Raw genomic sequence first — 12554 nt, forward strand, 5'->3', positions numbered from 1 at the left:
ACCACCATCCGTGAACGTGAATAAGCCAATTCCCTCGATCCTCAAACAAAAAGCCCCGCAAACGCGGGGCTTTCGCATGAATGTCGCTGGAAATCAGCCGTTACGACCTTGGGCGTTCCTTCTTGGGATCGTAGTGGGCGAAAGGCACGACACGGGCTGGCAGGCGCTTCTGGTGGCCGTCGAGCTTGCCGATCTCGACCTCGGTGCCGACATTGGCATGCGTGGCATCGATACGGGCGAGCGCGATGTTCTTTTTCAGCACCGGCGAACGCATCGACGAGGTGACGATACCGATCTGGGCGCGGCCGATATGGACGCAATCGCCATGGCCGACGTCGACGTTCGAGTCGATGTCGAGACCGACAAGCTTGTGGATCGGGTTGTCCTTGCGCCGGATCAGTGCTTCGCGGCCGATGAAGTCGTCGGTCTTGGTCTTGAGCGGCACGGTGAAACCGATGCCGGCCTCGAACGGGTCGGTCTGGTCGGAGAACTCGTAATTGGCAAAGATCAGGCCGGCCTCGATGCGCACCATGTCGAGTGCGGCAAAACCCATAGGCTTGAGCCCATGCGGCTGGCCGGCGTCCCAGACCGCGTCGAAAACCTCGTCGGCATCGCGCGGATGGCACCAGACCTCGTAGCCAAGCTCGCCGGTGTAGCCGGTGCGCGACACCACCACAGGAACACCCTGGGCGTCGCCGATGCGGCCAATGGTGAAGCGGAACCATTCGAGCTCGGCAAGCGCCGGCTGGTGCGGTGGCGTCCAGATGATCTCCTTGAGGAGATCGCGGCTGTTGGGGCCTTGCACCGCGATGTTGTGCATCTGGTCGGTCGACGAGCGCACCAGAACCTTGAGGCCGAGTTTTTCAGCGACCTCGCGCAGCCACACGCCGGAATAGTCGTCGCCGCAGATCCAGCGGAAATTGTCCTTGCCCAGCCTGAGCAGCGTGCCGTCGTCGATCATGCCACCATGCTCGTAACACATGGCGGTGTAGACGACCTGGCCGACACCGAGCTTCTTGACGTCGCGGGTCAGCGTGTACTGCAGCAGGGCTTCTGCGTCAGGACCCGTCACCTCGAACTTGCGCAGGGCGGACAGGTCCATCACCACGGCCTTTTGGCGGCAGGCCCAATATTCCTCGATCGGGCCTTCCTTGGCGAAGTCCTGCGGCAGCCAGAAGCCCTTGTATTCGACGAAATTGCGGGTGTGCTTGGCAAAGCTTTGGTGGAAGGCGGTCTCACGGGTCATTTTGGCTTCGGCCTCCGGGGTCGTGCGTCTGGCGATCGCGCGCTGGAACTTGTTCTGGCCGGAATAGGTCCGGACGTGAATGTCGGTGAGGTTCCAGCCATTGGCTGGCGTGGTGTCATCTGGGCAGGCCGATGAGACGCAGACGATGTCGGTCAGCGCCCTGAGCAGCACATAGTCGCCGGGCCTGGACCACGGCTCGTCTGAGAACATCACGCCATGCGCGTCGATGCCGGTGTTGAAGAAGAAGTTGACCGCCATCCAGCCGGCACGGGCGTTGACCCCATGCGGGACAAGCGCGCCGTTAAAATTCTCCGAGCAGTTGATGTGGCCGGGATAACCGATGTCGTCATAATATTTGGCGTAGCAGGCGAGTGCGAAGGCGTCGTGCCGGCCGCAGGTGTCCTGCACGACCTCGACCAGCGGCTCGAAATCCTGGTCGAAATATTTCGCATGCAGCCCGGGCATCGGATAGGCATGGCCCATCAGCGAGCGGGTGGCAGTGACATCGAGCGCGAGGTCCCTGCCCTTGTCGAGCTTGCGTGCCGAAAAGCACTGGAAGTCCGTGCACTGGCGGCCATCGACATCGATGATCTGGATGTAGTCGCCGGCTTTGACGAAATAGGACTCCGCCGTCTTCGACTTGACCCGGAGATCGAGCACCGGATCGGCGAGCGGATCGGCAAGGTCCGACTTGCCGGCGGGGCGGCCAGCCGCACTGATCGTCGACCGCTTGACCATGACCACCAGCGGCGTCGACGTGTCGTGACTGTCGATGGCCATCGGGCCACCTGGCGCGGCCACCACCAGCGAACCCGGACGGGCAACGGTGAAACTTTGCTCAGTGCCGGCTGGCGTTGCGCCATCGAAGAAGCGCACCGCCTCGACACGGCCAAGATCGAGCTTGTGCCGCGCCAACCCGGCACGGAAAGCACGCAAACTGTCGTCACCATCGACAAGCAGCGCCTTCAGCCCCGCCGCATCGCTGTTGGTGCGCGTACCCAGGATAGCTGGATCGGCCCTGCCCTGCGCGTCGAAGGCCACCAGCTCGCAAGCCTGGCCGCCCTCGGCATTGCGGACGCTTACGGTGTCGCCGGCTTCGATGTCGATCAGCACCGCACCGCGACCCGGCACGTGATACCGTTCCATGCCCGGTACAAGCAGCCCAGGCTGCAAAATGAGACTAGGGCGCGGCGGGCCCGCCGCAATTTCGGGGTAGGCTGAAATCGTCATCACCACCTCGTCCAAATTTGCCTGTGTGTAAAAATATTTCAGTATGAAGAATACTCGAATTTGCCATGCCCGCAAGGCTTCGTTTCGTCGCATTGCCAGAAAATGAGGCGAGGTGACCGACCGACAGGCAGCCTCTCGACGATATCAGGGAACATAGGCCCCTGCCCGTCGGGCGATTGTTCCGGCCCATTCAACCGTGTTACTGGACCAGATTCGATAAATATTTCAAACTTGGACTGGGCTGCGGTAGGATTCGTCCGGCGCCCGTGGCCAAAGGCAGAGCTGACATGCAAGGTCGCGAAATGAAGGTTGAAACCGGCCAACTCACATCGCAAATCATTGCGTCCTACTCGGTAGGCGCGACGGTACAGACCGTTCTCGATCGCCTGTTTGCAAAGATAAGGTCGGAGGAATACCCGCTGGACACGCGCCTTCCCTCGGAACGGGCGCTGGCTTCGGAGATGGGGGTAGCCCGCAATACCGTGCGTGAGGCGCTTGATGTGCTGGAAGACCGCAAGGTCATCAAGCGGCGTCCCGGCAGTGGCAGTTTCGTCACCTACCGCTCGGAAGAGGTGCCGGAGCGGGCAGACAGTTCGGTCGCGCTGGAAACCAGCCCGCTGGACCACCTTGTCGTGCGCGGCATCCTGGAACCGGAAATGGTTCGCCTCGCGGTCATCAACATGACGCCGCGCGAGGTCTGGGAACTGGAACAACTCATGTCAAAGATCGAAAGCGTGCATACCGACGTTGCCGCTTTCGTCAAATGCGAAGAGGACATCTATCGCAAGATCGCCGAGGGAACGCACAATCCCTTGCTGGCATCCTGCTACAATCTGGCGATCGAGGCCTGCAGGGTGAGCTTCCGCACCACGCAGCTTCGCCGGCACCTGTCCCCGAAGCGGATCCTCGAATATCAACAGCGCTACAATGCGCTGTTCAATGCGATTGCCTCTCGCGACGTGGAGCGATCTGTCGAGTTCATCAAGCTGCATTTGGTCGAGGAGCAGAAGCTACTTTTGCAGGATTGATTCCGGTGTCCTTGCCTGCAGGGCGGTTCCATTCCCGCTCGATCGCAGGCGTTGCTCCCAAAGCTGCCCCAAATCCGACATCTCCCGCTTGAGAAGTCCGCCATGGCGTTTCAACCAGCGTGGAATTGAGCCGAAAGCGGCAATCTTCGCCTTGCCGTTTCTCAGCGTCACCACCGGCCAGTCTCCGACCAGCGCGTTGTCGATCCCGAACATGCTCTCGCCCCACCAATGGGCCGGGCCGAAGGCGTGGGTGACGTGACCAAGCTGCTTCATTGCAGCCAGCACGGATGCGGGATTGACGCTGTTGGATTTCTCGACCGCCGCATGCCAGATATCCAGGATGGCGACATATTCCCAGCTCACCGCAGTCCAGGTGCCAGGGAAGCGACTGTTGTATTCGTCGAAGAAGCCCTTCGGCTGGTTGAAGAAGAACGTCTTGTCGGTCAGCCTCTCATCGTCGAAATCCGGAAACTGGAAGACGAAGCCTTCCATGAATTCGACAGACGTTCGTGCGACGAGCCGATCGTAATAGTCGAGCGTGCAGGAAATGATCTGCCCCTTGAAGCCTTGGGCATGAGCATACTCGGTCATCGCATGGACCATGGGCGTATAGCTGGTGCACCAGCATAGAATATCGGCGTTCGAATCCAGCATTGGGCGCACGATTTCGGCAGCATCGGTCGTGGCAGGATCGTACTGGACTTCCTTGGCGATCCCCAAATTGGCCGCCTTGAAGGCCGCGCGATAGGTCGCAAGCGAGGGCAGGCCAAGCGCATCGGTCTGGCTGCAGATCGCCACCGTCCGCAGTTCCGGCCTTGCCTGCGCCAGCCACTCCACACCCGTCACATTGAAGATCGGATGCAGTTCACTGGGCGCGATCAGGTATGGCGTATCAGGCGACAGGTCGCTCGGCAGCAGGGTGGAGGTCAGGACTTTGCGCTGTCTCAGATAATCCCTGATCTCGGCCAGCGTATCTCCGCCCAGCGTCATCAGCAGCTTGATGTCATGCCGTTCTATGAGATGGCGCGCGCCCTCCGCGGCCCGCCCGGCATCGTAGCCGCAATCAAACTCCATGATCTTGATCGGATAGCGGCGCCCGTTGATCAGCAACCCGCCGGTCCTGTTCAGCCAGTCCTCCCAGATCCGGCAGCCATGCAATCCGGGCAGGCCCCAAAACTCCACTTGACCGCTAAGCGGTGCCAGGAAATCCAATGGTCACGGCGTCCGGCATGCCGACGGACAGCCGCGGCAGGACACTGGAAACTGCTAGTCGATGGGCAAAGCTGGAATTCGGCATGTCTGTGAATACCACCAAAAACAGGGCGCTTCATCCCAACGGCGCGAAATTTTCCTTCCTCACAGGAAACACGTCGTTGACAAATTGGTATAATGGCAGGCAACATAACTGAACCAGAGGAACCAATAACGAAATTTGGTCTATACCAAAAGGAGGAAACCATGACAGCCAAGCGTGTCGCCGTGATCGGTGCCGGACCGTCGGGTCTGGCGCAGTTGAGGGCATTCCAATCGGCCGCGGCGAAGGGCGCGGACATCCCGGAAGTTGTCTGCTTCGAGAAGCAGGCCAATTGGGGTGGCCTGTGGAACTACACCTGGCGCACCGGACTCGACCAATATGGCGAGCCGGTACATGGTTCGATGTACCGCTATCTCTGGTCGAACGGCCCCAAGGAGGGCCTGGAGTTCGCCGACTATTCCTTCGAGGAGCATTTCGGCAAGCAGATCGCCTCCTATCCGCCGCGCGCAGTGCTGTTCGACTACATCGAGGGCCGCGTCAACAAGGCCGGCGTGCGCAAGTGGATCCGCTTCGAGACGGTCGTGCGCATGGTGACCTGGAACGAACAGACCAAGAAGTTCACCGTCACCGTCCAGGACCTGCCCAAGGATCACTGCTACTCCGAGGAATTCGACAACGTCATCGTCGCATCGGGCCACTTCTCGACCCCGAATGTGCCCGAGTTCCCCGGCTTCGACCGCTTCAATGGCCGCATCCTGCACGCCCACGACTTCCGCGATGCCCGCGAGTTCACTGGCAAGGACATCCTGATCGTCGGCACCAGCTATTCGGCCGAGGACATCGGCTCGCAGTGCTGGAAATACGGCGCCAAGTCGATCACCAACTGCTACCGCACCGCGCCGATGGGCTTCAAATGGCCCGACAACTGGGAAGAGCGGCCGCTGCTGGAAAAGGTCGAGATCAACACCGCGACCTTCAAGGATGGCTCGACCAAGCGCATCGACGCGATCATCCTGTGCACCGGCTACAAGCACCACTTCCCGTTCCTGCCTGACGACCTGCGGCTCAGGACCGCCAACCGGCTGGCGACAGCCGACCTCTACAAGGGCGTTGCCTATGTCCACAATCCGGCGCTGTTCTATCTCGGCATGCAGGACCAGTGGTTCACCTTCAACATGTTCGACGCGCAGGCATGGTGGACGCGTGACGTCATCCTCGACCGCATCAAGGTGCCAGCGACCAAGCAGGCGATGATCGCCGACGTCGAGGACCGCGTTGTTCGCGAGGATGCCGGCAAGGACTCCCATGACGCGATCGAATACCAGGGCGAATACGTCAAGGAGCTGATTGCCGAAACCGACTATCCGAGCTTTGACGTCGACGGCGCCAACGAGGCCTTCTTCGAGTGGAAGGAACACAAGAAGAAAGGCATCATGGAGTTCCGCAATCACTCCTACAAATCGGTCATCACCGGCACCATGGCGCCGGCCCATCACACGCCGTGGAAGGACGCACTCGACGACTCGCTCGAATCCTACCTCAGCACCGCCGAAGCGGCGGAGTGAAGGCCGGCCCATCTGGGCCGCGCGACTTTCCTGACATGAAACGCCGCCCCGGCCGGGGCGGCATCGCTTTTGCGTGCCATCACGGCGGCAGCGTGACGATGAGGTTGCGCGGGAGTGTGTCCGGCTGCCCGGTTTCATCTTTCAAAGCGAGCACCGCCAGGGTAGGTCATCGGGACAAATCCCGTCGCCGCCTCGCTCTGCCTGTTCGACAAACTCAAGCCGCCTCGCTGCCATTTTCAGGGCGGAGAGGAACCCTATTCCTGTGCGGGAGTATCCCGAGCGATTGGCGACGAAGAGGCGTGCGAGGCGCTGCGGTGGTCTGACGTGACGCGAACGCGGATGGGCTCGCCCTCGAAGGGGCTGAGCCCAGTTGGCCGAACGCTATTGCGAACTCAAGCTCGGGCCGCGGTTCTTTTCGCTGGCATAAAGCGCCACCGCCATCGCCCGGTTACGGACGTCGAGCTTGTCGTAGAGATTCTTGAGGTGGTACTTGACGGTGTTCTCGGAAATCCCGGTACGCGCCGCAATCTGCAGGTTGGTCCAGCCATCGGCCAGCACCGACAGAAGCTCGCGCTCGCGTGTCGTCAGCCGTGACAGCGGCGTGTCGTTGATCTTGGACACATCCATGTAGGGAATGCAGATCCGGCCGTGGGCGACTGCGACAAGCGTGTCGAACAGAATTGCCGGGTCGTCGAACTGGTAGCAGAATCCCTGCACGCCAAGACGCACGCATTGCTTGAGGATCGAGATGTCGTGGTCGTTGGAGAAGATCACCACACGGGCATGAAGCGAGCGCCGCTGCATTTCGGCCAGCACCTCGCCGGAATCCATGTCCTGCAGTCGCCAGCCCAGCACCGCAATGTCGAAGAGAGGATCTGTCGCCGAGGCCGCCTCCAGGAAGGCCTTGCCGGTCTGCACGCTTTCGGCCAGCTCGAAGCGGCTGTCCCGCGTCAACATGTCGCCAAGGGCTGCGACCACCAGCGGATTGCGCTCGGCGATCAGGACCCTGAACCCGTTTTCTTTCGCCACCGGCATCACCTCAATCCCGATGCCATGGCGCTGACCCTTCCATTCGGCGTTCATATTCCTCCCGCCTATGTTCGTGCACGCACCTCTTGCCGACGTCTCCTGCAATGGGCCGATCCTCCTCCGGTCTCGACCGAGATCGACCTCTTGAACGCAATTCATATCATGAATGATTTTTTCATTCCAGTGGATGCGGCATTTTTGCTGCCGAACTGACGGCCAAGCCGGCAAACAGCACAAAACCCGCCCTTCCCACCCGTCCGGGTAGGTTGCAACTGTCCAGAGAGAGACTGGCGAATTGGCCGATATTCCAACCGGAACGATCCTGATGACGTTTGGGCTGACGCTGCGACAAAATAGCTTGACGGCGCATCGAATTCGGACAAACTTCACTTTGAGGAAAAAAAGAAGCCTTAGCGGAAACTGCCGCCGTGCCATGAAAACCGGAAAAGCCGGACTGGGACGACGGGCATTCTCAATCAATGGGGAACTGAACCATGAGCGCTGTTACGGACATCAGTCCGGCGGATACCGCCGGCCAACTACACAGGACAATCGACTGGCGAGGCGCCTTCTGGGTTGCCAGCGGCGTGCCGCCTCTTGTCTTGTTCTCTATCGGCGGCATTGCCGGCACCGCCGGCAACATTGCCTTCGCGATCTGGATCTTCTCCATGCTGATGGGGTTCATCCAGTCCTTTACCTATGCCGAGATTGCCGGCCTGTTCCCGAACAAGTCGGGCGGCGCCTCGGTCTATGGCGCCACCGCCTGGCTGCGCTATTCCAAGTTCGTCGCGCCGCTGTCGGTGTGGTGCAACTGGTTCGCCTGGTCGCCGGTGCTGTCGCTCGGCTGTTCGATTGCCGCCGCCTACATCCTCAACGCGCTGGCGCCGATCCCGGGCTTCACCGAAACCTCGCCTGAAGTGCTGCAGTATCTCGCGGCCAATGTCGGCACGACTGCCGCCGACGCCGTCGCTGCGGTCACCGCCGCCGCGACCCCCGGCATCCGCACCTGGACGCTGTACAGCCATTCTCTGGGTCCGGTTGGCTTCTCGCTCAACGCCACCTTCTGGATCGGCGCTGTCTTGATGCTGATCACCTTCGCCATCCAGCATCGTGGCATTCTTGGTACCGCCGCCGTGCAGAAGGCCGTCGGCCTGCTGGTCATCGTACCGCTGCTCATCGTGGGCGTCGTGCCGATCCTGACCGGCCAGATCAACTGGGACAACTACTCGCCCTTCGTGCCGCTGGCCGCTGCCTATGCGCCTGAGCCCGGCGCGTGGAACGTCGGCGGCTGGACGCTGGTTCTCGGTGGCATGTTCATCGCCGCGTGGTCGACCTACGGCTTTGAAACCGCGGTCTGCTACACCCGCGAGTTCAAGAACCCGGCAACCGATACCTTCAAGGCCATCTTCTATTCCGGCCTGCTGTGCATGTTGCTGTTCATGATCGTTCCCTTCACCTTCCAGGGTGTTCTGGGCCTAAACGGCATGCTGGCAACCCCGATCGTCGATGGTTCCGGTGTCGCCGATGCGCTTGCCAGCATGGTCGGCGGCGGCGGGCTGGTGAAGAGCCTGCTGGTCATGCTGATGATCCTCGCCCTTTTGCTCGCCATCATGACGGCAATGGCCGGCTCGTCGCGCACGCTGTACCAGGGCTCGGTCGACGGCTGGCTGCCGCGCTATCTCAGCCACGTCAACGGCCATGGCGCCCCGACCCGGGCGATGTGGACCGACCTCGTCGCCAATCTTTTTGTCCTGGCCATCGCCTCGGCAGACGCGACGAGCTTCTTCTTCATCCTCGCCGTGTCGAACTGCGGCTACATCATCTTCAACTTCCTCAACCTGAACTCCGGCTGGATCCACCGCATGGACAACGGTCACATCAAGCGGCCGTGGCGCGCTCCGACCTGGCTGATCACGGTTGGCGCGCTGTTCGCCTACGTCAACGCCATCTTCATGGGCGCCGGCGCCAAGGTCTGGAACCCGATGGCCCTGTGGGCCGGCCTGTTCACCGCAGCCTTGATCATCCCGGTGTTCTGCTACCGCCATTACGTCCAGGACGGCGGCAAGTTCCCCGAGCACATGCTCGAGGACCTCGGCATGCAGCAGAGCGACCTGAAAGTGAAGAAGGCCGGCATCCTGCCCTACCTGACGCTCATAGCCGGTCTCGCAGTGGTGCTGATTTCCAACTGGTTCTTCGTGCTCTGACACGCTGAACCCGACAACCGATCCCGCGCCGTCCAGTGACAGCGCGGGATTTTTTTTCGACAAGTCTGGGGAATGACCGATGAGTGCACTGACGACTGACGAGGCCGGCGACGGCCAGCTTCAACGAACGATCGACTGGCGCGGCGCCTTCTGGGTGGCCAGCGGCGTGCCGGCGCTTGTTCTGTTCTCGATCGGCGGCATCGCCGGCACCACGGGTACCCCAGCCTTCCTGATCTGGACCGCCTCGATCATCCTCGGCCTGATCCAGTCCTTCACCTATGCCGAGATCGCCGGCCTGTTTCCGTCCAAGTCGGGCGGCGCTTCGGTCTATGGCGCCACCGCCTGGCTGCGCTATTCCAAGTTCATCGCGCCACTGTCGGTGTGGTGCAACTGGCTCGCCTGGACGCCGGTGCTGTCGCTCGGCTGCTCGATCGCCGCGGCCTATATCCTCAACGCGCTGGCGCCGATCCCCGGCTTCACCGAAGCCTCGCCCGAGGTGCTGCAATACATGGCGGCCAATGTCGGGACGAGTGCTGCCGACGCCGTTGCCGCGCTGACCACGGCGGCGACGCCCGCGATCCGCAGCTGGACGCTTTATCACGGCACGCTCGGCCCGGTCAGCTTCTCGCTCAACTCGGTGTTCTTCATCGGCGTGATCCTGATGCTGGTGACCTTCGCCATCCAGCACCGCGGCATCCTCGGCACTGCCAACGTCCAGAAATACATCGGCCTGGTGGTGATCGTACCGATGCTGATCGTCGGCATCGTTCCGATCATTACCGGCCAAATCAACTGGGACAATTATTCGCCGCTGGTGCCGCTGGCCGCCGCCTATTCGCCCGAGCCGGGCGCATGGAACGTCGCCGGCTGGACACTGGTCTTTGGTGGCATGTTCATCGCCGCCTGGTCGGCCTACGCCTTCGAGACGGCGATCTGCTACACCTCGGAGTTCAAGAACCCCGGCCGCGATACCGTGCGGGCGATCTTCTATTCCGGCCTGCTCTGCCTGGCGCTCTACACGCTGGTGCCCTTCACCTTCCAGGGCGTACTTGGCCTCAACGGCATGCTGGCCACGCCGATCGTTGACGGTTCTGGCGTCGCAGAAGCAATGGCCAGGATGGTCGGCGGCGCCGGCTTCGTCACCTCGATCATGGTGATGCTGATGATCTTGGCACTGCTGCTGTCGATCATGACGGCAATGGCAGGCTCCTCGCGTACGCTTTACCAGGGTTCCGTCGACGGTTGGCTGCCGCGCTATCTCAGCCACGTCAACAGCCACGGCGCGCCGACCCGCGCCATGTGGACCGACCTGATCTTCAACGTCTTCCTGCTCGCCATCGCCGCTGCGGATGCCACCAGTTTCTTCTTCGTGCTGTCGGTGTCGAACTGCGGCTACATCATCTTCAACTTCCTCAACCTCAACTCCGGCTGGATCCACCGCATCGACAACGGCCACATCCACCGGCCGTGGAAGGCACCGACGATCCTGATCGCGGTTGGCGCGCTGCTGTCTTACGTCAACGCCATGTTCATGGGCGCCGGCGCCAAGGTCTGGAACCCCTGGGCGCTGTGGGCCGGTTTCATCGCCGCAGCCCTGATCATCCCGGTGTTCTGCTACCGCCACTACATCCAGGACGGCGGCAAGTTCCCGGTGCACATGCTCGACGACCTCGGCATCACCCAGGAAGACCTCAAGAACCGCAAGGCCGGCATCCTGCCCTATCTGACGCTGATCGCCGGCGTCGCCGTAGTGATCCTCGCCAACTGGTTCTTCGTCATCTGACAGGCAATGACCATCCTTATGGGGATCATCCCTTTGGGCGAGGCCGGCGCAAGCCGGCCTTTCCTTTTGCGCTTATGCCCCGACACCGCCGCCGGCCATTCACCGGGGAAAAAAGCGCCGGGCTAATATTTCTTTCCATGAAAGATTTTTGCATCAAGGTTGACTTTCGGTCCATTCGGCTGCTATAGATTCAGTCGGGAAAATTCAGCGCAAAAAGCTGTCCGGATGATGTATCCGGGGCTGAGAACCAATGGCTTATGCCATGGGATCGCACGCGCACGCCTGGGAGGAATGGCACAGCATGACGACGGTAATCGACGGCAAGGTCGCCGCAGCCGATGTGGTAGCGAAGGTCAGGACCGCTGCCGAGAAGCTGATCGCCGAGACCGGGGTTGTTCCGGGCATCGCGGTGGTCATCGTCGGCCATGACCCGGCAAGCCAGGTCTATGTCGCTTCCAAGGGCAAGAAGGCCAAGGAATGCGGTTTTCATTCGATCGAACATGCGCTGCCGTCCGACACCTCTGAAGCTGATCTGGTCGCGCTGGTGCAGAAACTCAACGCCGATCCCAAGATCCACGGCATCCTCGTCCAGTTGCCCCTGCCCGACCATGTCGACGCCGGCAAGATCATCCAGACGATCTCGGCCGACAAGGATGTCGACGGCTTCCATTTCACCAATGTCGGCAAGCTCGGTACCGGCGAACTCGACACCGCCTTCGTGCCCTGCACGCCCGCCGGCTCGATGCTTCTGATCGAGCGTGCGCTTGGCCGCGACCTGTCGGGCCTTAATGCAGTCGTTGTCGGGCGCTCCAACATCGTCGGCAAGCCGATGGCCAATCTACTGCTCAATGCCAACGCCACTGTCACCATCGCCCACAGCCGCACCAAGGACCTGCCGGCCTTGTGCCGCAGCGCCGACATCCTGGTGGCAGCGGTCGGGCGTCCTGAAATGATCAAGGGCGACTGGGTCAAGCCTGGCGCCACTGTCATCGATGTCGGCATCAACCGCCTCGACGGCGGCGCCAACGGCAAGTCCAGGCTTGTCGGCGACGTCGACTATGCCAGTGCAGCCGAACAGGCTGGCGCCATCACGCCGGTACCCGGCGGCGTCGGGCCGATGACGATTGCACTTCTGATGGCCAATACGGTCGTCTCAGCCTGCCGTGCGGCAGGCCAGTCAGCACCTCGTTTTTAATCTGGGAGCCTAGGGCTCC

General features: G+C 61.4%; 8 protein-coding genes. 5 read left to right on the forward strand and 3 right to left on the reverse strand.

All coding sequences use genetic code 11. The features are described 5' to 3' along the window. Nucleotides 1–100: 100 nt before the first annotated feature. Nucleotides 101–2476, reverse strand: coding sequence for a DUF1989 domain-containing protein (locus ACHMW7_RS25070; protein WP_395448122.1), 2376 nt, complete (start codon nt 2474–2476; stop codon nt 101–103). A 302-nt stretch (nt 2477–2778) separates the two neighbouring features. On the opposite strand from ACHMW7_RS25070, the gene ACHMW7_RS25075 reads away from it, so the two are divergent. Next, nucleotides 2779–3504 (forward strand): FadR/GntR family transcriptional regulator, encoded by a 726-nt coding sequence (locus ACHMW7_RS25075; protein ID WP_395448123.1) that lies wholly within the window; start codon nt 2779–2781, stop codon nt 3502–3504. On the opposite strand, the gene ACHMW7_RS25080 is transcribed toward ACHMW7_RS25075, so the two are convergent. Then, the gene (locus tag ACHMW7_RS25080) at nt 3487–4716 is read right to left on the reverse strand and encodes an ABC transporter substrate-binding protein (RefSeq protein WP_395448124.1); all 1230 of its coding nucleotides are present in this window, start codon (nt 4714–4716) and stop codon (nt 3487–3489) included. The genes ACHMW7_RS25075 and ACHMW7_RS25080 overlap by 18 nt on opposite strands. Before the next feature lie 246 nt (nt 4717–4962). Here ACHMW7_RS25080 and ACHMW7_RS25085 point away from each other — a divergent pair, with 246 nt between their 5' ends. Continuing rightward, on the forward strand, nt 4963–6324 hold the full coding sequence (locus tag ACHMW7_RS25085; RefSeq protein WP_395448125.1) for an NAD(P)-binding domain-containing protein: 1362 nt from the start codon (nt 4963–4965) through the stop codon (nt 6322–6324). Between the two features lie 381 nt (nt 6325–6705). On the opposite strand, the gene ACHMW7_RS25090 is transcribed toward ACHMW7_RS25085, so the two are convergent. Further along, on the reverse strand, nt 6706–7359 hold the full coding sequence (locus tag ACHMW7_RS25090) for a LuxR C-terminal-related transcriptional regulator (protein WP_395451434.1): 654 nt from the start codon (nt 7357–7359) through the stop codon (nt 6706–6708). Nucleotides 7360–7847: 488 nt separating this feature from the next. Here ACHMW7_RS25090 and ACHMW7_RS25095 point away from each other — a divergent pair, with 488 nt between their 5' ends. The 3 genes from ACHMW7_RS25095 to folD all read left to right on the forward strand — a co-directional run bounded on the left by ACHMW7_RS25095 (nt 7848) and on the right by folD (nt 12535). Continuing rightward, nucleotides 7848–9557 carry an APC family permease gene (locus tag ACHMW7_RS25095; RefSeq protein WP_395448126.1) on the forward strand — a complete coding sequence of 570 codons (1710 nt, stop codon included), beginning with the start codon at nt 7848–7850 and terminating at the stop codon, nt 9555–9557. Between the two features lie 79 nt (nt 9558–9636). Continuing rightward, nucleotides 9637–11340 (forward strand): APC family permease, encoded by a 1704-nt coding sequence (locus ACHMW7_RS25100; protein WP_395448127.1) that lies wholly within the window; start codon nt 9637–9639, stop codon nt 11338–11340. Nucleotides 11341–11641: 301 nt separating this feature from the next. Next, the gene (gene folD, locus ACHMW7_RS25105) at nt 11642–12535 is read left to right on the forward strand and encodes a bifunctional methylenetetrahydrofolate dehydrogenase/methenyltetrahydrofolate cyclohydrolase FolD (protein ID WP_395448128.1); all 894 of its coding nucleotides are present in this window, start codon (nt 11642–11644) and stop codon (nt 12533–12535) included. Nucleotides 12536–12554: the final 19 nt, after the last annotated feature.

It is taken from the genome of Aminobacter sp. UC22_36, assembly GCF_044056035.1.
Classification (GTDB): domain Bacteria; phylum Pseudomonadota; class Alphaproteobacteria; order Rhizobiales; family Rhizobiaceae; genus Aminobacter.